The sequence below is a fragment of the Vagococcus proximus genome (assembly GCF_029143285.1).
Classification (GTDB): domain Bacteria; phylum Bacillota; class Bacilli; order Lactobacillales; family Vagococcaceae; genus Vagococcus_D; species Vagococcus_D proximus.
Map to the genome: position 1 here is coordinate 371,872 of NZ_JAPDSH010000001.1, position 24,160 is coordinate 396,031.

At 34.4% G+C, this 24,160-nt stretch carries 17 protein-coding genes; 16 read left to right on the plus strand and 1 reads right to left on the minus strand.

Going from position 1 to position 24,160, the window contains the following annotated elements; all coding sequences use genetic code 11:
* Positions 1-117 precede the first annotated feature (117 nt).
* From OL233_RS01815 to OL233_RS01865, 11 genes are all read left to right on the plus strand, one after another.
* Positions 118-3,816: a hypothetical protein gene (locus OL233_RS01815; RefSeq protein WP_275470653.1), complete on the plus strand. Its 3,699-nt coding sequence runs from the start codon at positions 118-120 to the stop codon at positions 3,814-3,816.
* A gap of 1 nt (position 3,817) precedes the next feature.
* Positions 3,818-4,237 (plus strand): hypothetical protein, encoded by a 420-nt coding sequence (locus OL233_RS01820; RefSeq protein WP_275470654.1) that lies wholly within the window; start codon positions 3,818-3,820, stop codon positions 4,235-4,237.
* A 2-nt stretch (positions 4,238-4,239) separates the two neighbouring features.
* Entirely contained in the window at positions 4,240-5,004 is a 765-nt protein-coding gene (locus tag OL233_RS01825; protein ID WP_275470655.1) for a WxL domain-containing protein, read from the plus strand.
* 30 nt (positions 5,005-5,034) lie between these two features.
* The gene (locus tag OL233_RS01830) at positions 5,035-5,847 is read left to right on the plus strand and encodes a WxL domain-containing protein (RefSeq protein ID WP_275470656.1); all 813 of its coding nucleotides are present in this window, start codon (positions 5,035-5,037) and stop codon (positions 5,845-5,847) included.
* Positions 5,848-5,878: 31 nt separating this feature from the next.
* Positions 5,879-6,688, plus strand: a complete 810-nt coding sequence (locus tag OL233_RS01835; protein ID WP_275470657.1) for a WxL domain-containing protein — start codon at positions 5,879-5,881, stop codon at positions 6,686-6,688.
* A 31-nt stretch (positions 6,689-6,719) separates the two neighbouring features.
* Positions 6,720-7,526 (plus strand): WxL domain-containing protein, encoded by an 807-nt coding sequence (locus tag OL233_RS01840; RefSeq protein WP_275470658.1) that lies wholly within the window; start codon positions 6,720-6,722, stop codon positions 7,524-7,526.
* 60 nt (positions 7,527-7,586) lie between these two features.
* A complete protein-coding gene (locus tag OL233_RS01845; RefSeq protein WP_275470659.1) occupies positions 7,587-8,363 on the plus strand; it encodes a WxL domain-containing protein in 777 nt (258 codons plus the stop codon).
* A gap of 106 nt (positions 8,364-8,469) precedes the next feature.
* Positions 8,470-9,561: a WxLIP family cell surface protein gene (locus OL233_RS01850; protein WP_275470660.1), complete on the plus strand. Its 1,092-nt coding sequence runs from the start codon at positions 8,470-8,472 to the stop codon at positions 9,559-9,561.
* Between the two features lie 74 nt (positions 9,562-9,635).
* Positions 9,636-10,388 (plus strand): class A sortase, encoded by a 753-nt coding sequence (locus OL233_RS01855; RefSeq protein WP_275470661.1) that lies wholly within the window; start codon positions 9,636-9,638, stop codon positions 10,386-10,388.
* 214 nt (positions 10,389-10,602) lie between these two features.
* On the plus strand, positions 10,603-11,898 hold the full coding sequence (locus OL233_RS01860) for a DUF5068 domain-containing protein (RefSeq protein WP_275470662.1): 1,296 nt from the start codon (positions 10,603-10,605) through the stop codon (positions 11,896-11,898).
* Positions 11,899-12,462: 564 nt separating this feature from the next.
* Complete coding sequence (locus OL233_RS01865) at positions 12,463-15,993, plus strand: SpaA isopeptide-forming pilin-related protein (RefSeq protein WP_275470663.1); 3,531 nt, start codon at positions 12,463-12,465, stop codon at positions 15,991-15,993.
* Positions 15,994-16,014: 21 nt separating this feature from the next.
* Here the strand turns inward: OL233_RS01865 and OL233_RS01870 are convergent, their stop codons facing one another.
* Entirely contained in the window at positions 16,015-17,511 is a 1,497-nt protein-coding gene (locus tag OL233_RS01870; protein WP_275470664.1) for a helix-turn-helix domain-containing protein, read from the minus strand.
* A 412-nt stretch (positions 17,512-17,923) separates the two neighbouring features.
* Here OL233_RS01870 and OL233_RS01875 point away from each other — a divergent pair, with 412 nt between their 5' ends.
* From OL233_RS01875 to OL233_RS01895, 5 genes are all read left to right on the plus strand, one after another.
* Positions 17,924-18,400 (plus strand): RNA polymerase sigma factor, encoded by a 477-nt coding sequence (locus tag OL233_RS01875; RefSeq protein WP_275470665.1) that lies wholly within the window; start codon positions 17,924-17,926, stop codon positions 18,398-18,400.
* A complete protein-coding gene (locus OL233_RS01880) occupies positions 18,401-19,081 on the plus strand; it encodes a YgaN family protein (protein ID WP_275470666.1) in 681 nt (226 codons plus the stop codon).
* Between the two features lie 392 nt (positions 19,082-19,473).
* Complete coding sequence (locus tag OL233_RS01885; RefSeq protein WP_275470667.1) at positions 19,474-21,138, plus strand: DUF2075 domain-containing protein; 1,665 nt, start codon at positions 19,474-19,476, stop codon at positions 21,136-21,138.
* 603 nt (positions 21,139-21,741) lie between these two features.
* Positions 21,742-22,944 carry an MFS transporter gene (locus OL233_RS01890; RefSeq protein WP_275470668.1) on the plus strand — a complete coding sequence of 401 codons (1,203 nt, stop codon included), beginning with the start codon at positions 21,742-21,744 and terminating at the stop codon, positions 22,942-22,944.
* Between the two features lie 11 nt (positions 22,945-22,955).
* A complete protein-coding gene (locus OL233_RS01895) occupies positions 22,956-24,137 on the plus strand; it encodes a MalY/PatB family protein (protein ID WP_275470669.1) in 1,182 nt (393 codons plus the stop codon).
* Positions 24,138-24,160 lie beyond the last annotated feature (23 nt).

Consider the following 24,160-nt stretch of genomic DNA (forward strand, 5'->3'; position numbering starts at 1 on the left):
TTTATTATCCAAAAACAGAAAATGCTGAACAAAGTGGAGATGACTGTACGGTAGGATTTTCATATACTTTTATTGTCGGAAAAATGAGTTTAATTGAAAAGGAAGGAGATTAGATCAATGAAAAAATACTCTAAACTAACATCATTACTGACTATTGCAGTTTTAAATAGTAATGTATTAATTGCGCCAGTATTTGCGGTTAGTGAGTCTTCAAAAACTAGCATAGATCAAGAAAAAATATCATATCAACAACCTAAAATAGAATTTAATGACGATGGAACCCCAATATTAGTTGATGGGATGGAATCTGATACATCTATTAAGGATGATACGTCTATTAAAGACGATACAACGCTTGATAGTGAACAAAGTGAAGAAGACATCAACAGAGAAAAAGAGAACAATCAAAAAGCTGTTAACGATCGTTTGAAAGAACTATCTAAGCAGAGAGAAGAGACTGGTTATGTATCACTTCCTAAAGTAAATGACCAAGACACCCCAGAACAAAGTGAAAATGAAACTCGAAAACCGATAGTAAGAGGGGAAGAAACGGTAACAACTTTCGCGGAGTTGAAAGAAGCAGTTGCAAAAGAGGGAACAACAGTTATAACAATTACTAAAAATATAACAATTCCAAATAATTCTCTTTTGACAATTGATACAGGTACTGACGTCACATTCAATTTTTCTGATGAAGGAAAAATTACGACAACGAGAGCATACAATGTTTTCAAGTTAGGTAATGTAAAGAAAGTTAGTTTTAATAACTTAAATTACACCCATTCTAATGCAGCTAAGTTCTTAGTAACCAGTGATGATGCAACAAATCAAGAAGTTAGTTTTGAAGGTACACTTCAATCTAATGCAGCACTGGTATCTTTTCCAGAAGAACAAGGGAAAGTAACGTTTACTGATGGATTGGTAATATCAAAATTATCAGGTAAAATCAAAGCTTATTTTATTGCAAATGAAATAGAAGTTGGAAATACAGATTTTTCAGGGGTAACATTAACAACTATAATGTTCCAAGGTTCTAAAGTTTCGTTCAAAAATAGTCCTATTTTTAATAACCAGGATGGTTTGATGTTTGATGTGAAAGAAGATGTTGTCTTTGATAATCAGGATGTCATGCTTAAAAATCCTAATGGACAAGTTGTCAAAACAGAAGGCAATATCATATTTAATGGAGGAAGTGTGTCAGCAGATGTTGAAGCGACCGCTAAAGCCATTGGATTTGAAGCTGGAAAAGACTTAACTCTTACGGGGACTGAATCGACACTATCATATGGTGAAGGTCATGTTTTCGTTAGTGATCAAACACTTGTGACAAATTCGAGTATAGCAGTTGCAAAAGCAGGTGTGTTATTCGAAGGTCGAACTGTTGTATTGGATAATACTCAGCTTAATGGCTCATTAAGTAAATTGTATCTACAAACGAGTAAAGAACAAGCTGAGTTTAAAGTGATTAACAAAAGTATTATTGATATCACTGGCTTAGCAACTAATTTACAAGTTATGGATATTAAAAAAGGCCCAATTGACTTTAACGTTGCCGGATTAGGCACTAAATTTAATGTCACAGGTGGTAATAAATTATACCTTGAACCAACCGCTAACACACCATTAGTAAGTGGACTTATTGCAGTAGAAGGTAAGGGGTCAACTTTTAATATCACTGAAGGTGCAATTATGAATGTTCATGCAACAATTAATGATGCCATCACCATGAAATCACTTGGCGGTAAATTTAATGTTGATGGAGCCGGTAGTGAATTAAATCTTTCAGCAGATACTGATTCAGAATCCGCTGCAACAGCAGAAACTAATCGTCTTCAACCAGCCGTATTACGTTTTAGTTGGATGGGTGAGACAGAGTTCAATATTTCAAATCAGGCAAAAATTAGTGTTAAAAAAATTGGTGGACAGGCGTCTGCTATTCGTATGTACGGTTCAAAAAATAAAATTAATATTTCTGGTGGGGCTGATTTTAATGCCGTATCAACAGGTAATGGACCAGCTGTTCATTATCCTAAAGGCGATACAAATGAATTTAACCTTAAAGATCCTGAATCATCTGTATATATTGAAGCAACCGATGCACAAGGTTTAGCATTTGGTTCATTAGCTTTAAATGGAGATAAGGGAACAGGTAAAGTTGTAGCTGAAAATGATACTTACTTTATTGTCCGTGGTAATACAAAATTGACAGGTGTAGGAGCTAATGGTCTTGGTGCTGCAAGTTCAGGTGCCATGCAAGCTTACGATTTCACCTTTGAAATGGGCAAGATGAGATACTATGACTTTAAAAATACAGGTGGTGGCCCAGCAATCTTTACTTCAGGAACTAAAAGTAGTCTGAAGAGTGAAGGGAACGATTTTTCGGTATGGAAACGTAATTTAAAAGGGGAAGAACTAGATGTTAACCCGAGTAGAATTTATCAAACGTTAACCTTTACTGCAGAAAATCAATATTTTAAAAATATAATAGTACCAGAAGGTTCATCTGAAAAGAATAAAAAATTCATTGAAGATGTAAAAGCCGATGCTGCAGAAATGAATCCAACAACTAAAACAATTGGATTGCAAGCTTATAGTCGAATTACAGCCAATAATCAACTTGCACAGTTGACTGATGTTCGTATTCCAACAGATGCAGATGCTTATATTTATGCTAAAGCAACTATACCTCAAGCTAAAGGGGAAGAACCTAGACCAGCTTACGAAGGTGAAGTAACAGCTATTGCTGCGCTTGTAGATGAAGATGGAACAGTCTACAACACAGAAGAGGCAACGACATTACCAGGAAATAGTGATATTTATGGTAAAATAGAATCAGGTGTTATTCGTTTTAAACTGCCTAAAGAATTAGCTGATAAGCAAAAATTCTTAAGAGTTGGACAAAGTATTAAAGCTGTTTCGGGGTATCAAGGTGACGGTATTGACACAGAAAAACGTCAAATTAAAGTCATTACTGATAAAAATCCTACTGTTTTAGATGCGACTCCAGCAGAAACTATTGATATACCAGAAAAAGATGAAATTGCCGCTGAAGGTGGTGTCATTAAAGGTAAAGTCAGTGAATCATCACTTGTAAAATATTATTACAAACCATCAGGTAGTGAAGAATTCCAATCATCAGAAGTTGTTTCAACTGAAGAAGATGGACAGTTTGAATTACCTTTGGATGTAACGCATAAATTACAAGAAAATGATGTCATTTATGTGACGACTATGGATAATAGTGGCGTTTTAGATATAGAGGATAGACCTAAAACTAATACAGAAAATGGGAATGAAAATCCTATTTCTGATGACGAGGTATCTTTCCATGATGCGACATTCACAAAAGCTGTTGAAATTAAGTTAGTTGGTGGGGAATTAACATTAGTATCTGTCCCGGAAACATTAGATTTTGGTACAAATAAAGTGTCTACAAAATCTCTTAACTTAAAACCAACACCGAGTGATAAATTAGTAGTGAGTGACAATCGTGGCTCTCGTAAAGACTCATGGCGTTTGAAATTAAATGTTGAAGAGGCTATTAAAATCAAATCTAAACGAAGTGAATCTGATTTAACACCAGGTTTAACGTATACAGATCGTCAGAATAAAAAACAAGATGTTACAACAACAGGTATTGTAGTTGAAGAAACAACATTAGAAAAAGATGGGGATTTAGACTTATCTAGTGAGTGGGCTTCGACTGATCAAGGTTTCAATTTAGCAGTACCGGTGGAGAAACAACGTTTAGGCGACTACAGTGGTGCATTAATGTGGACATTAGAAAAAAATGTAGAAAATCGCGAGGTGGATTAAAATGATTAAAAAAATACTTGCCACTTTTGTACTAGCACTTTCTTTTTCTTATGTCTTACCAGCAACGTATGCTGCAGATAAGGCAACCACAAGCAATGCTGTTACGTCATTTTATGGCGAATATGTCGAGAAACCCAAGGATACTAATCCACCTGCAAAACCAACACCACCGCCTACTCATAATAATGGAGGTAATGGTAATACTGGAAGACCTAGTACAAACAATGGTACTCCTAATAATGACTATACAAGTGGTTCAGGCGGTACAACGTATACTAATCGTAAAACGCCAGGGGATTCAAAAACTAAGGTTATCCCTCACACGGGTAACACATCACAAGAAATTGTGCAGTTATCAGGCATTAGCTTACTGTTAACACTGATGATGACACTAACATATATTAAACAAAAAGGGGAATAATAATGAAAAATACAATGAAAATGATGGTAACAATCGCAACTTTAACAAGTATTGCTGGTGGAATGACAGCACTTGCAGCTGGAGAAAAAGATTCAGCAACTACAAAAGGTAAAGTTAACTTTACGACAGGTGGACTTGAAGGTGGTATTTTACCTCCAACACATCCAGAAGAAAAACCAAGTTTCCCAATTAAACCAGGTGAACCAGGTGGTAATGGTGAAGGTGGACCATTATCATTAGATTTCGCACCAGGATTTAACTTCGATATCCATGAAGTGTCAACTAAAGATGAAGAGTATAGTGCAAAATTAATTACAGATACAAATACTGATGCAGAAGTAGCTAACTTTGCTCAAGTATCAGATAGACGTGGAACATCAACTGGTTGGGAATTATCATTAACACAAGAAGATCAATTTAAAACTGAAGATGGTTCAGAATTAAATGGTGCTGAATTACACTTGAAAAATTCAACATACTTCTCAATGATGCCAGAAATGACTGCAGCAGAAGTAACAAAAGAACAAGACCTAAAGATTACACCTGAAGCAACTTCAGTTTTAATGGAAGCTAATGATGGTAAAGGTATGGGTAGTCATACAATTCGCTTCGGTTCAATGGAAGATGGATCTGCTGCAGATGCAGTTACACTTAAAGTACCTGGAACAGCTATTCAATATGCAGATAAAGAATATACAACAATTTTAAATTGGAATATCAATGCTAAGCCAGATAATAATGAAGGCGAACCTGAACAAGAAGTTTAAAAAATAACAATTTGAAAAGAGGAAAAACATATGAAAACAACATTTAAATTAGCGACGACACTTGTATTATTCAGCACATTATTAGGTTCAACTTTAGCTTTTGCTGCAGGTGAATCAGATCAAGCAACAACTAAAGGTAAAGTATCATTTAAAGCCGGCGGTACAGATCCAGAAGGTAAACCAGAAGTTAATCCCCCGACACATCCAGATGAGCCAGGTCAAATTATTGATCCAGAAGGCGAACCCGGTGGTGAAACAGGAACTGGTGGACCATTATCATTAGATTTTGCACCAAACTTAGATTTTGATATTCACGATATTAGTACACAAGATAAAGAGTATTTTGCTAAATTACAACGCGCTAAATTAGTCCCAGAAGGTGAAGAAACAGCTCCTGAAAATGCAGAATCAAAGGATGTTCCTAACTTTGTTCAAATAACGGACAAACGTGGTACAGGTGAAGGATGGTCACTTTCAGTTACTCAAAAAGGTCAATTAAAAACTGAAGATGGAAAAGCCTTAAAAGGTGCTAAAATCACATTTGCCAATGCGACAATTATGTCAGAAAATGAAGATGAAGCACAAACTCCAGAAGTATCATACGACGGATCTGCTTTATTAGCTGATGATGAATTAGAAGCTGCAACACCATTAATGACGGCTGCTGAACAAAAAGGAATGGGTCAATATCAATTAAAATTTGGTACATTATTAGACCAAACAAAATCAGCAATTGAGTCAGTTAAATTATCTGTACCAGGTAAAACAGTTAAATATGCAGCAGATTATTCAACTGAATTAGAGTGGAATTTAGCAACTGGACCAAGCAACACAGAGCAATAATAAAAATAAAAGATCAAGTTAAGGGGAAATTATGAAAGCTATTAAGATAATACAATTGAATTTAGCTTGTCTAATACTCTTGAGTGCCGGGATAAATACAGTTTTTGCAGAGGTAACTGAAAATAGTTTAACAAGTACTGCAAAAGTTAAATTTAAACCTAGTACACAAGTCACACCACCTGTTGATCCAGAAGGCGAGAAACCAAATACACCAATCTTCCCTTGGGATCCAACGGAACCTGAGGGTAAGCCAAAACCTGGTACGGGAGGTCCTTTATCAATAGATTTTGTATCAAGTTTTGATTTTGGTGCAAATGAAATTTCTAATGATGACCAATCTTACTTTGCTCGTTCTCAACTCATTGTTGATGAAGAGGGTACCAAAGTAGAAGCTCGTCCTAATTATGTTCAAATATCGGACAATAGAGGTACGAATGAAGGGTGGACATTATCTGTTAAACAACAAGGTCAACTGAAATCGGAGACTAAAACTCAAAATAATGAGTTGATAGGAGCTTACATCAAATTAAGCGCTCCTACAGTTCGAAGTAATTCTAATGCTATTGCACCAACACCAGTAGAAGAGATCACTTTAGATCCTTCATCTTCAGAAAATATAGTATTATCTGCTTTATTAGATGAAGGTGCTGGCACATGGACCAATGCATGGGGAGAACCCGAAATAGTTACAGAAGAAAATGAGGAGGGAACTTCTCAAGACGTATCTATTACAAAAGATGTTGAGCTTTTTGTTCCAGGAGAAACGCCGAAAGATGCAGTGGTATATAAAAGTATTTTGACTTGGATTTTGTCAGATCTACCAAATAATCAAGAAATATAATAAAAATTAAAACAATATAGGAGTGTTAATTATGAAAAATTCATTTAAGACAATTGCAGCAATTATGTTATTCAGTACAGTATTAGGTGCAACAACATCTTTTGCAAAAGATGAGAAAGATCAAGCAAAATCAGAAGCAACAGTAAACTTTGTTGCTGGTGGAGAAGAAGGAGAAGTTGTTCCGCCAACACATCCAGAAAAACCAGGTAATCCAATTACACCAAGCTTCCCTGGTGGAGGTCATGGTGAAGGTGGACCATTATCAATTGATTTTGCTCCAAACTTTAACTTCGGAGAACAAAAAGTATCAGCTAAGGATGAACATTACTCAGCTAAATTACAAGAAGCTAAAGATGAAAATGATAAAGACATCGTAGTTCCAAACTATGTACAAGTTTCAGATGTACGTGGATCAATGGAAGGTTGGGAATTAACACTTACTCAAAAAGATAACTTTATTAGTGATAAAGATCATGAATTAACAGGTGCAAAAATTACACTTTCTAATGGTGCAGTTGAATCAGATATGCCAGAAAATACATTAGCAACAAACGAAGTAACAGGTGCAGTTGAATTAACACCAAACGTTCCTGCTAAATTGATGGTAGCTGGTGAAGAACACGGTATGGGAACTCAAACATTACGTTTTGGTACTTTAGGTGAGGATTCAACAGAAGAAACGCAAGAAGAACAAGCTAAATCAGTTGATTTATTTGTTCCGCATACAGCATTACAATATGCTGATGAAAGTTACAAAACAACTTTAGAATGGAATCTAGTTTCAGCGCCAGGTAACTCTGAAACTCCAGGTAATCCAGAAGAAACACCAGAAGCTTAGTACTGTTATATAACATCAAATAGATGAATTAAATGATAATGACAATCGGAGGAATTAACAATGAAAAATACAATTAAATTAATGACAACTATCGTTTTAGCGAGTTCAGTAATGGCTCCTGTAGTATTAGCAGCGGATACAGAAGGTGGCACTTTAACTTCAACTGGTAAAGTAACATTTAAACCTAATACTGGTGAAGGTTCAGTAACACCACCAGCTAAACCTGAAGAGCCAGGAAAACCGGTTTTCCCGTGGGATCCTAATAAACCAGGAACACCAAATCCAGGAGGACAAGGGCCATTATCAATTGATTTCGCGTCAAGTTTTGATTTTGGTGAACAAGAAATCGTTTCAAAAGATATGGACTACAAAGCCAAAGCTCAATTAGCTTCTGATACAGAATTAGCAGAAGGCGAAGTTCCAACTCAAGAAGTACCTAACTTTGTTCAAATTACAGATAACCGTGGTACAGAAGCTGGTTGGAAATTAACAGTTAAACAAGAGGAACAATTTAAAGCAGATAAAAAATCTGATAAAGATTTAACAGGAGCAGTGATTACTTTAGGTAATGCTAACTTCTACACACACTCAGAATCAGCAGCAGCTGAAGGTGATGCAAACTTAGATTTAACACCGGGTGAAACTGTTACGGTTATGGCTGCTAAAGCTAATACAGGTGCAGGAACACAGTTTGTACAATGGGGAACTGAAGAAGCTAAAGATGCTGCAGCAAGTGTTAATTTATTCGTTCCAGGTTCTACAACAAAATATACAGATGTTTACAATACAACATTAACATGGGAATTATCAGATTCAATTGAAAATACAGAAGTATAATCAGGAATCACGAGTAAGTTAATTACAGTAGATAGCCATTAAAAAATTCAATCACTTTGTTTCATGAGAAGTGATTGGATTTTTTATTCTAATTCAGGAGGAAACGATGAAAATTATTATAAAAATTTTAACGATGTGTTTATTAGGTCTTACTTTGTTTAATACAACTTTTACTGTGCCGGTTCAGGCCTCTGTCTTTAATTTTGCAGTTATCCCAGAGATACCGGATAATCAACTAGATGGTAGTAAATCTTATTTTGATTTATTATTAAAAAAAGGAGAAAAACAAACTCTTAAAGTGGATTTGACGAATAGTACAGATAAAGAAATTACAATATTAACAACGTTAAATAGTGCAACAACAAATATAAATGGTGTGGTTGAGTATGGTATAAATAAAATTAAACCAGATGATAGTTTAATTTATAATTTAAAAGATTATGCTAAAATACCAAAAGAAATTAAGGTTCCAAAAAAAGGTAAACAAACCTTAAGTGTCGAATTAACATCACCATCTGAAGATTTTGATGGCGTCATGGCAGGGGGGATTACTTTTAAAGAAAAAACAAAAGAGAAGAAGGAAGATTCTGATTCTAAGGGGCTTTCGATAAAAAATGAATTTTCTTATATGGTGGCACTTTTAATTAGACAATATAAAGAACCAGTTTTACCGAATGTTAAATTATTAGATGCTTTTCCATCTCAAGTCAATGCAAGAAATGTATTGAATGCTACGTTGCAAAATAACCAATCTACTTTTATTAATCAAGTAAAGGTTTCAACATCAATTGTTAAACGTGGAAAAAAAGATAGTATGTATGAAACGAAGAAAACGGGTTTGCAAATCGCTCCAAATTCTAGGTTTGATTTTCCGACACCCCTAGAAGGAAAAGAGTTAAAACCAGGTAAATATACGATGAATGTTGATGTGTTTGGTGGAAAACATCAAGATGGTAAGTATAAAGATGAAGAGAGTGAAACTTATCGTTATAGATGGCTTTTATCAAAAGATTTCGAAATAACAAAAGATGAAGCAGATGATTTGAATAGTAAAGATGTGGATATTAAACCGAGTCATACTATTTGGTATATCGGTGGTGGGATACTATTATTACTACTATTATTACTATTATTATTGCTGAAGAAAAAGCGTCAAAATAGAGAAGAGACAGATTCAGAAACATCTGAGGAAAAGTAATGACTAAAAAAAGCAATAAGATTAAGAAGAAAAAGAAAGTTAGAAATTGGCTTCTGACAATAGTTACATTAGTTATGTTCTATAGTGCAGTAATCTTAATTGGAAGCCCATTTTTAAAATCAACGTTGATTAATTATAGATCAATTAGCTATAGTTATATAGTAAATGATGAATTACCTAAAGTAATTCCTAAAGTGGAAGAAATAGCCCCCCCAACATTTGAAGAAGCGATTAAAATTGAAGAGCCTAATTCTGAAGGAATTATTGGAGCAGTGACCCTTGATAAGGTTGGTATAGATCTTCCTGTATTCGTAGGAGTAACTAATCAAAATTTATTATTTGGTACGGCTATTCTTTATCCAGAACGAGACCCTTTGATTGATAATATTGTAATTTTAGGCCACCATTTGGGCTATCAAGGTAAGTTATTAAGTCCCTTACTCTCTGTGGAGGAAGGGAATGATATTGAGTTATTATATCTTGGAGATCGTTATAAATACAAAGTAACGTCAGCTGCTATTGTGAAAGAAACAAACCTTAGTGTGTTAGATAATACGATTGATGATAAAGGTGTTCTGACTTTAATAACATGTGATAAGCCAACTGAGACGGATCAACGTTTTGTAGTGAAAGCGAAATTGATGTCTACTACTAATAAAGATGTATCTAATTTACAAGATACGACTATCAAGCAAGAAAGTTCAAGTCAAATAAGTCAAAATATAGTAAAGAAAAAAGAAATAGATTGGCATCTCTATTTGCCACTCATTATTATAATTGGTTTATTGATAGTTGTTACACCTATTCTAATACGTTTGAGTAAATAAAAAAGACTTTTTAGGTCTTTTTTATTTTATTTTTTTATACACAGAAGTCTTTTAGCTGTAATACAACTATCAACGTATAACACTAATTGATCAAAACATCACATTATGCCGACGTTTCTAAAAAGAGGCGTATTGTGAACGTGGTAACTCAGTGAAAAGACTGCTATAATGCTTTATTGTAGTTATAATTTCAATGGAAATGGAGATTTTGAAAATGAAAAAAATAACAGTAGGTATGCTTGGTTTAGCAACGGTATTATTAATTGTGACAGGGTGTTCAAAGTCGGTAGTAAAAGAATCAACGAAGGAAACGACAAAAGAAACGACAAAAGAAACTAAAGCAAAAGAACATTCGTCAGAGATTAAGGCGGAGACAACTGAAACAGAAGAAAAAGAAGTGAAAGATGATTCGGACAATGACTTTTCTGAATTAGTTTCAATGGTAAAAACAAACATGGATGCAGAAGAAACGACGGCTTTATTTGAGGGGAAAGAGTTAGAAGTTAAACAAGGGGATCTATCACTTGAAATTGATGGCTATGAATTAGTAGAAGTAACAGACTTTAACCAAGATTTTGCGATTCCTTTTGGAAGACAAACAGAACGCGGTGGAATCTTATTGGTTAGCTATACATTAGAAAATAAAGGATCTAAGGAAATATTCTACCCACTTACGCCAGATTTTACTTATACAACAGCAACAAAAACATACAAGGATGATAACTCATTAATCCCTGAAGATAATGCGGATTATGCTAATCTAACGTCTAAGTTAGTGTCAGTTAAAGGGAAAGTTGAACCTGGTAAGGAAGTTGAGGGTTATTCAGCTATACCGCTTGATCCAGAAGCATTAGATAAAGTTCTTGAATTAGGAGAAATCACGATGGACGTCCCTCCAGTTTTTGGTAAAGAAGGGTCGGTAAGTTCAGAGGATAAAGTAGCTGATAGTACGAAATTAAGACTCGAGTTAGGTGCTAAAGGGAAGCAAAAAATAGCGAATTCTGAGAAGTTTATCGAAGATAAAGCAACAAAAGATAATATGGGTGAAAAAACCTTAATTGATGGTAAATCAGGTTTATCAGAAGCAGATGAAAAAAATGATATTAAAGTCACACTTACTGATTATCAATTTACTGATTTTAAACCTAATGAAGCAGAAGCAGGTCGGTTCACAAGTTTTGATAAAGGTGTGGTATTGTTATCTCTAGCCTTTGATATCGAAAATAAAGGAGACGCTATTGTTGCAACAAGCATGTCAGGTTCATCATTAAGTGCTAATGATGGAAAAGCTCGTTTTATTAACGAAGGGCTGTTGACTAGCTTAAAAGAAGCTGAAGATGTAAAAAAAGGTGAGACTAAAAAATTCATTCAAGTATTTACTATGGATAAAGAAGAGTATGACAAACTACTTAAAGATAAAGATTACAAAATTGAAGTTCGCCTTTCTGATGATAAAGGTGAGACAATGGCAAAAGGCAAACGATTTGAAATTGTGATTCCAACTAAATAGTAAATGAAAAGGACAGACTCGAGTATAAAGAGTCTGTCCTTTTTATTTTCCTACCGGTTTTTAATAAGTTGTTGAAAGAAATGTAATATAAGATGAGTTTTATTTTTTCTTTTGACAACTAACTAACAGCGAGGCTAGTTGTTTTTAGTAAAGCAGGTGAGGAAACATGCTTAAAACTATAAAAATACAGTTAAATTTTAATAAAAAACAAAAAGAATCTTAAATTAAAGTGATTATAAACAAAGAGTTGTGATAAAAAAAACATAGCTATAAATAATAGTCAAAACAGTCAAAAACCTTCAAAAATAAAGGTTTTTTTATGGAACAGTGGTAAGTAAAACGATTTATTTATTACGAACATGCGTAAACATTCACGGCTTACTCCAAAAAAATGGCAGAAGCTGATGAAAAAATAGGAGTGAAAACTATTGTTTATTACAGTAATATTTTCATATGAGCTTGAAAAATTATCAGAAAACAACAAGTTATGTTAGCTTTCATAACTAAATTTTGGGGAAGTTGTTACATTTCTGAGCTATAACTATTGAACATAGGAGGAGAATAATGAAATATTTTGCTAGAATTATTATGGTTTTAAGTATTTTGCTAGGTAACATTAGTTCGTTAGGTGCGGTTTTTGCAGAGGGAGTTAGTGCGTACCAAGAACTTAATACAAAAATTGTCGTAGATTATAATTATTATGATATTCACACGATGCCTGCACAGCCAACTAATACCATAGATGTAACAGATCATTTAGGGTTATCAGTTAATTTTAAAGAACTAGATGGGGTAACTATTAAAGGTGGCGATACTCTAAGTTTAACGCTACCTTCGGTTATTAGTGATGAGGGGATGGCAAAATTAACGGCAATGGAAACTAATTTGCCTGTTAAAGATGAAAATGGTTTAATTATCGGTCACATCAATGCTTCAGACACATCAATTGTTCTAACATTTAGTGACAACGTAAATGACTTGAAAGACATTCGTGGGTCATTTAAATTAAAACTTTCAGCAGTGAATACTATGGGGGAGATGACTGAAAGTAACGCAACGCAAGTAACTGGGGATTTAGGAACAGGATTACCAGCTAAGACAATAACGATTACTCGTCCTGAGTCAGGTGAAGGAACAGATGTCTTTTATTATAAGACAGGTACAGCTGACATGGATCATCATAAGCCAACATGGTACTTAGTAGTTAATCCAAATAAAGAAGCGTATAAAAAATCAATCAAAATTACAGATACAGTTGGAGAAGGTCATAGCTTAATTCCAGATTCATTTGAAATTACAGCTAATGGTGCGGATAACAGTTATAAGCATTATACAGCAAGTGAACTTGAAGCAAATGGAATAGGTAAAGTTACTGTAAATGGAAATAGTTTTGAGGTTGTGATTAATGATCCTTATATAGATAATACAGGGATAAATGTGACGTATAAAACATATGTCGCAAAATCTGAACCTAAAAACTTGAGCAATGAATCGACTGCTTATTTTGAATCAGATGGTAAAATAGAAGGGTCTGGTCCTGATGGTGAAGTAAGTAATATGCAGTTAGATAATTTAGTTGGAGAAGCTGAAGGAGAAGGTGTAAAAGACTATATTATTGAACTACTAAAAGTATCATCAGAAGATGAAACAAACGTTTTACCAGGAGCGATGTTTACTATTTATGATTCAGATAATAATTTAGTAGACACTGTTGTTACCGATGAATTTGGTAAAACAACAACACCAAGATTACCTGAAGGAATATATACAATTATTGAGCGCAAAGCTCCAGATGGTTATGTTTTAGATGAAACACCACATAAATTATATGTATTTGAAAAAGAAGATGGTAGTCATTTAACATCACTAACTATTCCTAATGATCCTGAGCCTGAAAAAGTCCCAGAAGGTCGTTTAGTTGTAACTAAAGTGGACAACAAAGATAATTCACTTTTCTTACCGGGGGCTGTTTTTAATATTTTAAATGAGCAAAATGTAGTTATTAAAGAAGGTCTAAAAACAGATGAAAAAGGACAATTTGAAGTAGATTCTCTACCATTAGGTAAGTATAAATTAGAAGAAATTGAAGCGCCAACAGGGTATGAAAAATCTAAAGAAACAGTTGAATTTGAAATTAAAGAAGACCAAAAAACAGAAAATACAACACATGTAACGGTTGAAAATAAAAAAATAACAGGCGGTTTGCTTGTAACAAAAGTTGATGAGGATGACCCTTCAAAAGTTTTAGAAGGCGCTGTTTTCCAATTAAAAGGAACAGACAATGACGTAAATCTAAAAGATTTAACGACAGATAAAGACGGTAAATTAAAAGTGAATGAGTTACCTATGGGTAATTATGAACTAATAGAAACAGCAGCACCAAAAGGATATGAGTTGCTGAAGTCACCAGAAATTTTTGAAATAAAAGAAAGTGAAGTTTCAGGAAATATCATTGAGTTAGTTGTTAAAAATAAAGCTACTGAAATTCCAAAACCATTGGGACAATTGGTTATTACAAAAGTAGACAAAGAAGATACGTCTAAAGTATTAGCTGGTGCTGAATTTAAACTACTGACAGCTGAAGGTGAGCTTGTAAAAGATAAGTTAGTTTCAGATGAAAACGGTAAGATTGAAGTAGATGAATTAGAATTGGGTGACTATCAATTGGTCGAAGTTAAGGCACCTGAAGGTTATGATGTATTAACAGAGTCAATTTCATTAACGGTTAAAGCGAATGAAGAGACTGGTAATAGTGTTAACGTAAACGTTGAGAATACGAAGGCGGATGAACCAACAGAGCCAACGGAACCAACGGAGCCGACAGAGCCAACAGAACCAACAGAGCCAACGGAACCAACAGAGCCAACGGAACCAACAGAACCAACAGAACCAACAGAACCAACAGAACCAACGGAATCGACAGAACCAACAGAACCAACAGAACCAACAGAACCAACAGAACCAACGGAACCAACGGAACCAACAGAACCAACAGAATCAACAGAACCAACAGAACCGACAGAACCGACAGAACCAACGGAACCAACGGAACCAACGGAGCCGACAGAACCAACGGAACCAACAGAGCCAACGGAACCAACAGAACCGACAGAGCCAACGGAACCGACAGAGCCAACGGAACCGACAGAACCAACAGAACCAACAGAACCAACAGAACCAACAGAACCAACGGAACCAACGGAACCAACGGAACCAACAGAACCGACAGAACCAACAGAACCAACAGAACCAACGGAGCCGACAGAACCAACGGAGCCGACAGAACCAACGGAACCAACGGAACCAACGGAGCCGACAGAACCAACGGAGCCGACAGAACCAACGGAACCAACAGAACCAACGGAACCAACAGAGCCAACGGAACCAACAGAACCGACAGAGCCAACGGAACCGACAGAGCCAACGGAACCGACAGAGCCAACGGAACCGACAGAACCAACGGAACCAACAGAACCAACAGAGCCAACAGAGCCAACAGAACCAACAGAACCAACGGAACCGACAGAACCAACAGAACCGACAGAGCCAACAGAACCAACAGAACCAACAGAACCAACAGAACCAACAGAACCAACGGAACCAACGGAACCAACGGAACCAACGGAGCCGACAGAGCCAACGGAACCGACAGAACCGACAGACCCGACAGAACCAACGGAGCCGACAGAACCAACAGAACCAACGGAGCCGACAGAACCAACAGAACCAACGGAGCCGACAGAACCAACAGAACCAACGGAGCCGACAGAACCAACGGAACCGACAGAGCCAACGGAACCGACAGAACCAACGGAACCGACAGAACCAACAGAACCGACAGAGCCGGAAGAAAAACCAGCTAAGCCAGGAGAAGAAAAACCAGGCAAGCCAGGAGAAGGCAAACCAGTTAGACCAGAGAATGAAAAATCAAAAGGATCAGCTGGAGGAGCACAACATTCTCAAAGTACCCAAAACTCTAAACCAAAAGGTGTGTCACTATTACCTCAAACAGGTGAAAAAGCACAAAGTTTCTTAACACTAATTGGTGGAAGTTTAATAGTAGGTGTAGGTGTATTCTTAAGAAGACGCCGTTAATACAAAAAGAAAGACACACTCTTAAAAGAGTGTGTCTTTTATTTTTTGATTGGTAATGCGCTTATTCTTTTTAGTATAAATAGCTGGGATGTAAGCTACTAGGGAATCAAAGAGAAATTCAGATTGTAAGTCCGGATAATAAAAGAAGTAGTCGGCTTGATCATCTTTATAGAGTTGATCTGAAATAATCAAATCAACTCTAGTGTCGTCATGACTAAAGTTCAAAACAGAAGTATTAAATAATTTTTCTAATTCTTTCTGGACATAGTGCTCAAAAATAACACTGTTTTCAAAATCAAGTCGAATAGAAAGAGTTGTAGTTTGATTGTACCAATAAAAAAATTCAATATACTGCTCAAAAAGTCTGTTATATTTTAATACTAAAGGAAGAACAGAATTATTATTTAGATGCTTAAATGCTTCAAGGGAACGACTATCCTTTAAATCTACGACAGGAATACACTCACCTTTCTCCATTAAATCAGCTAACAAGTCACTATTACTAAACGGTTCTTTGATATCACAGCCAAACACATTTAAATAGATAGTGTAGATTAGAACCGTACCTGAAAATAAAATTTGTTGAGATTTATTTAGTGTCGGGATTAGTGATAGTAGGGCTTGGGACACGTCATTAGATTCATGGATTAAGGGAAGGTCTTCTTTTAGCATAGTTGAAAGAATTTCAACATGCTCCTCTTCCTGACGTAAACGTGTAAAGGTGAGATTTGTTAAGAATGAAAAAAAAGGTCTGAGATTTTTGGGCATGGGCTCGTTGAAGACAGGAAAATATCGATTGAATAGTTCTAGTAATTGACCAATGTCAGACTTCGTATCAATAGTTCTTTCAAGCTCATCTAAATATAAATGATAGTATTTTAATAGATTGAGTGAGCGACGAGTATTAACGGGATTAAAATCAGGCTTTACCTCTTCGTTAAGGGCATTTTTGATATAAGTTAATTCTTTTGAATTCTGGATAGGTTGCTCACTGAATAATTTACAGTTTGTATCATAAAGTAAAAAAGAGAGAACGAATCTATTTTGGAGCGGACCATCAAATTGAACATGGTTATCAATGATTTTTATTTGAATATGGTAATCAATTAAATAATGATTCAGTGTTGAAAGTTGCTGAAAAAGATAACTTTTAGAAATTGCAACTTGTTCACATAAATTATCAATTTCTATTTTTTTACATACAGCAAGGCATTGCATTATTTGATAAGGGTATGACTTTTCAATGTAATACTGCAAGGTGGTTCTCAATAATGTGTTACTGTTATTTTTTTTTGGTGTGTTAACGATTTTTAAGTTATTACCTTTAATTTCTATTTGAGGCAATTCAGGGTCAAGTTTTAGAATACTATCAAGTTCTTTTATGTCACGATTAAGAGTTGATTGCGGAATAGAAAGCGTCTCTGAAAGGTCTTGTTTTGACGTATAGTGAGTAGCTCTTAGTCTTGATAGTACCGTCAGAGTTCGTATTTCATTCTTTTTTAAGAAAAGTCTGAACAAAATGATAATACCTCCAATTTTTAATATGATTGAATTTTACCATTGAAAATTAGGGAAGGCTACTTTTAGGCTTGGAAGTAAAAATAATAATTATTTTTTATAAATAAGTTTCATTTTATCTTGATAATTGACAGTTATATTAAAAATGTATTTTTATTTAAATGAGATGTCTTATTTTAATATAATAATATAACCTGATAGTTTCCAAGAAAAATTCAATAGTTGTGAATTATTTATCGGACTTTTTAGGTAAAATGGATAAAAAATGATAGTAAAAAAGTGTTATTTAATAGAAATACATAAGAAAAAGGCCTAAATTATTTAAAGTTCAGATCTTTTTTATAAAAAACTAGACTAAGTGTTGTTCACTTTTTTTAAACTTATTTGTTATATTAGTGAAGGGAGGGAAATAATGAATTTAACTCATTACGAAAGAGAAGTATTAGCGATTTTGAATGACTTGATAGGTTATTTAATCAAAAATGGTTGTGCAGAGCAAGATGCAAAAGATATTGCGCAAGATACAATCGTTAAGATTTTAGAGATTGAAGATGTATTACCTTACAGCAAAATCAGACCATGGATTTTTCGTGTAGGTATTAATCTTTATTATAATTTGTATAATCGTAAAAAACGGTATCAAGAAATCCTCCATCAACAGTATCAGTCCTCAGAGTGGCTAGAATTGGAAGTGGATTATTCCGAACTTCATGAAGCACTTGCGCAACTAGAGGTAAAAGACGTTACTCTTTTAGTGTTAAAGTATGAAGAGGGATTAAGTTTTGAAGAAATTGGCTTTATTTTAAATAGACCGAAAGAAAGTTTGAAGACGGAGTTGTATCGACTGCGAAAAAAACTAAGAAAGATTATGGAAGAGAGGGAAGTTTGAATGGAAATACAAGATAATGAATTTAAAAAATTAGTGGGTAAGTCTAAGAAAAAGCGTTATTTAATGCATGCTCTAATTTCAGTTGCGACCGTTCTAATCATTAGTGGCGTAACGGTAGGGGGATATCTTTTTTATTATAATTATTACCCATTTCAGGATAGCAAAGCAGCTGGCGTGCCGAATGGTAAGTTAGTAGTAAAAGATAATGATGTAGGTGTACTGAAGTTATTAATTGAGTCATCGGGAAGTTATGCATTTAATTCTGATGCGAAAGAGGTTTCTGTTTATGTAGATGCTTATGAAAAAGGTAAAAAGGTAAAACATGAGTTGGTTACAAACATAGGCACAGAACCTAGAGGAATGTCAGGAAGTATAGATTGGATAATGGAACCAACTACTGATGATAAGAAGTTAGGAAAGTTAAAATCAGAAATTATGACGACTGAAGGGGCATCTTCCAGAGGGGAATTTGATTTAGGAAAACTAAAATTTGACGCGAGTAATGGTGTGGGATCAAGCGGTGAAACAGAGGACAGTATGACGCTTGCTCTGAATAAAGAATATGTTTTAAGAATGTGGACCACAGGAGGAAATGTGTATTCAACATTAAAGGATACTCTATCCGAGCATAAAAAAAGTAATGCCGAACAGTTGGTAGTGTTATATGCGGTGTTTGAGTAGGTGTCTATATGGTAATAAAAAAGATAGTTACGGCTTCTTAAAAGCGTACTATCTTTTTTACTATCATAACACTATTCCGTTCAAATGATAACGTTTTAATAAACGTGGACGTGATAGTTATTTTATTTTAAAATAACTATTCTTGAAGGAATACAGTGTTTAATAGGTTACAAAGAAAAGCAAGAAGCTGTACTTGAGAATGTCTATAGCGTTCGGAAGTTGGAAAGAGATTTTCAAGATGAGGACAGATAATAATCTAAAAAGAAACTGCTCTTACGCAAAAAAAGGGGCGGTTTCTTTTTGGATTTTTTTATAAAATAACAGTACGGCTGTTATTTTTGTTACAATGAGTATATGAGTATTTTTTTAAAGTCAATCGTTGGAGGCGTAGTATGGTAAAATATAGAACATTAAATTTGGACTTAAAGAATGGTTTGATAACAAATGAATTAACAAAAGATAATAAAAATGTGTTAGAAGTTAAACCTGTAACTTATATTTATTACAATTTAAAAAAGAAGAAAGTTTACATTGGTGAAACAAATAATTTTATGTCGAGACATGCTCAACATCTAGGGGAAAAAGAACCCAAATTAGATTACAGAGAATATAGTAATTGTTTGGTAGTATATTCAGTATTGTTTAATAAGTCAGTTATTTTGGATTTAGAGTCGTTATTAATTAATTATATGATGGCTGAATCCAAAACTACTAAGTTTACTTTTTTGAACGGTAATACAGGTCAATCTGAATTACAATATGTAAATAAAGAAGAAATATTAACAGAAGTCTTTTATCCTTTATGGACAAATGAACTTTTTGGATTGGGACTTATTAAAAATAAGGATTTAAATGCATTAAGAGAAAGCTTATTATTCAAGTATTCGCCATTTAAAAATTTGTCGGCTAAACAAAGAGAAATTAAAGAGATAGTAGAACAAAATTATCATGAAAATTATATTGTAGATGCGCCAGCAGGCTCAGGAAAGTCAGTGTTATTTACTAATCTAGCTTTTTCATTAGCAGAAAAAAATCCTAATTTAAAAATTGGAGTTGTTACTACAGGAAATCTAATTGCTCAATTCAACTTGATATTTAAAAGTGTAGGTTTATCTGATAGATTAAAAGTGTTAACAGGTTCTCAGTTGATAACTCATGCTCAAAAGAATGATGTAACCTATGATTTAATCATTGTAGACGAGGCACACAAATTAAAGAAATATTATACTAAAGGGCATCCTAATGCTCGTCGTCATCTAAAAGAAGGTGAAGAGGAGATTATGCATCTAAAAGCTATTAGTAAAGGAATGGTTTTATTATATGATCCGTTTCAAGGCATTAAACCTCAAAATATATCACCTTCAGAAATGATCGAGTTAACAGATGGTTTCGCAAAATTAGAAATGACTCAACAATTTAGAATTGGTGCAAATTCTGATTTTTCAGGAGAAGACTTTTTAAATGGCATTTTATATGGCATACAATTGAGTAAGAAAAATAATTTTAATAGAGACGTATTTAAAAGTGATTATTTCAGTATTTCCAACTCATTTGAAAAGTTAGTCGAGTATGTGGAAAATAAAACTCACTCGTATGATAATACAACCAATAGAGTTATTGCAGGTTATTGTAGAGAGTGGAAATCAAACCCTGGAAAAAAATGTAATAAAGGAAAAAATTATGATGAATTAGAATATGATTGGAATATTGATGGGATTCAGAAAAGATGGAATTCAACATACGAAGATTGGATTAAACGTGAAAATTCAGAAGTTGAGATAGGTTCAATTCATGCTATTCAAGGGTATGATTTAAATTATGCAGGTGTGATTATAGGTAATGATATCTCTGTTAGAGATGGAAGATTAGTTGCTGTCCCAGAAAATTATAAAGATGTTGGTGGAACACCATTGAAAGAAGAGTTTGATATTAATGAATTAACAAATTATATCCTAAACATCTATTACGTACTTTTAAGCAGAGGGATGGATGGGTGTTCGATTTGGTTTGAAGATAAAGAAGTAGAAGCTTTATTCAAGGAGAGAATAGGATTATAACAAAAAGAGACGCTTCGATTGGAGTGTCTCTTTTTGTTATTCTATAACCTATCAAGGAAAAAAATCCTTGACTATTTGTATGCGTTGTCATTATAATGGCGTCATAGAAATAAATCGCATAAAAAAATGGCGCCTCGCGACTGGTAATCGCGAGGACTTGCTCAGGTCCACAGAATGAAACATCTGACCCAATCAAGCTTGCCATAGTTAATGCTAACATCAACTGAATAAAATGTAAACGGTTTTTGTCTTAAAAAATAGAGGTCAAAAAGCTTTATTTAGCGACCTTTTCACACATTTTATTCAGTTGGGCGGAGCTTTATTTAACTATGTCAAAGAGGTTGGACAGATACTTGTCCAGCCTCTTTTTTGTGTCTAGTTAGTATTAATGACGGTTTATTTCTTACTTTTTGTTTCTCTCTCAAGTCTCCGTCGAATAATCACTTGTCCGTTGCTCAAGCAGAAAAGGAAAAGAGGGTTAGTATGGATTTTTTTAACCGTGTGATAGAGAAGTATTTGGTGCCTTTATTGGAATAAGGAAGTTGCTACTTAATATTTTTTAGTCACGTGATGACCTTACCCATAGAAAAATGGAGGTACTTTATGATCAAGCCAAAAAGTATGTTTGCTTTATTTTGTTTAATGTTTGTGGCCGGATGTACAGTGGCAATTGCCCCTAGTTTAGCTAAAATCGGTTTGAGTTTTCCTGATGTATCACGTTCTACATTACAAATGCTTCTTTCGTTTGGTGCTTTTTCAAGCTTTGGTGTATCGCTGTTTGTTGGAAAAATTCAACAATATATTTCACAAAAAACAGTAATTACAGCCGGAGCATTTTTAATTTCGACAGGAATGATAGGCTTTTTCTACACGACAAGTTTCACCCTACTATTAGTGCTCTCTTTACTTATGGGAGCAGGGAGCGGGGCGATGACGGCGACTATACCTGCCTTGCTTTCAACATACTTTGTAGGCGAAAAACGTTCAATAATGTTGGGACGAAATGTTAGTTTACAAGCTATCGGCAGTATGCTCTTAACTAGTTTAGGAGGAACGTTAGCAATTTATGGATGGCGCTATAATTATTTAATGTTTGCGATAGCTTTAGTATCTGGAGCAGTAGGCTTGTTTTTATTACCAAATGATAAAAAAATTGAGAATAAAGATGACGACGAAGAAGCAACTGGAAGTGAGTTAGCATCTGAAGAAGATGATAAGTTGTCCATGACCAGTCCTACAATTCTAACAGTATTAATGTTAGCTGCAATGATTATGTTTCTATTATCTTGTTCACAGAACAACTTAGCAATCCATGCAAGCGACCTTAATATTGGTAATTCTTCATTAGTTGGGTTAGCCTTGAGTTGTGAAAGTTTAGGCGCAATTATCGCTGGTTTCTTTATCACTAAATTATCAGTCGTGTTAAAAGGAAACACACTTATTTTTGGTTATGTATTGATGACACTAGGAAATGCTTCGATTTCATTTATTCATTTGACAGTAGGTTTCTTTATTGGGACTATTTTGATAGGAATGAGTATGGGGTCTCTAATGACAAGAACATTATATCTATTAACATCAGGCGTTAAAAAAAGTGCAATTCCAATGACAGCGGGATTATTTTCAGCAGTCACTAGCTTAGGCTTTGCATTAGCACCACTTATCTATAACTCGATTGCGGGTTTAATATCAGATTCTTTGGCAACGACGTCTTTTTATCTTGCAACATTATTTGGAGTTATTTTAATTCTAATATTAGCTGTTACAAGATTTGAAACACGTTTGCTTAAACTAATAAAATTCTAGGAGGAAGACTAATGAACAAGTTTGATGAAATTATTGAAAGACGTGGGACAGGTTCTGTAAAGTATGATGGTTTAGAAATGCTATATGGTGATGCTGATTTATTGCCAATGTGGGTAGCAGACATGGATTTCAAAGTTCCAGAAGAAGTCACTAAAGCACTCGTAGAGCGTGCTCAACATGGTGTATTTGGTTATACTTTACCAGATCCTAATCATACAATCGCTCCAGTAGAATGGCATGAAAAACGTAATAGTATTTCCTACGACCGAGAGTCTATATTTTTCACATCATCAGTGTTGTGTTCGCTTAATTTAATGATTGTTGGATTAACTGAAGAGGATGACACAGTTATGATGTCAATGCCAACTTATGGACCTTTTGTAAAAGTTCCGACGGGTGCAAAAAGAAATTGGGTAGGAAGTTCTTTAGTTAAATCTGAATCAACTTACAATTATGACTTTGAAGAATTTGAGAAACAACTTATTGAAAATGATGTAAAATTGTATATCTTATGCAATCCTCATAATCCTACAGGTAGAGTATGGTTAGAGGAAGAGATAGAACGAGTTTTAGAAATTTGTCATAAACATAATGTTATTGTTATATCAGATGAAGTGCATAGTGATTTAATTATGCCAGGTCATAGTTTCACACCTGCTATGAAAGTAGCAAGAAAATTAGGCTACAGTGAGGAAATCGTTATTTTAACAGCACCAACAAAAACATTTAACATGGCTGGTTTACAAGTCTCTTATTATATTGTAGAAAATGAAGAGTATAAGGTTAAAATTAATGAAGCAAAAGACTACACTCATGTTTCAGATTTATTAAATAGTTTTTCATATGTAGCGATGAAGGCAGCTTACGAACATGGTAGTGATTATGTGGACGAATTAACATCGTATATTTATAGTAATTATTTATATATGAAAGAAGTCTTAGCTGATAAATGTGAATTTGTAAAAGTTACGGATTTACAAGCTACATATTTAACATGGCTAGACGTTAGTTCATTGGGAATTTCGGAAGAGAATTTGAGAGTCCAATTGGTAAAATCAGGATTAGCTGTTGAAACAAGTCAAGATTTCTTTGAAATAAATGACGTGTGTATTAGAATCAATTTAGCATGTCCTAGATCAGTTATTAAGGAAGGAATCACACGATTAGTAAGTGCTTTAAATGAATTAAGATAATACTTGCCTAATATACTAATGGA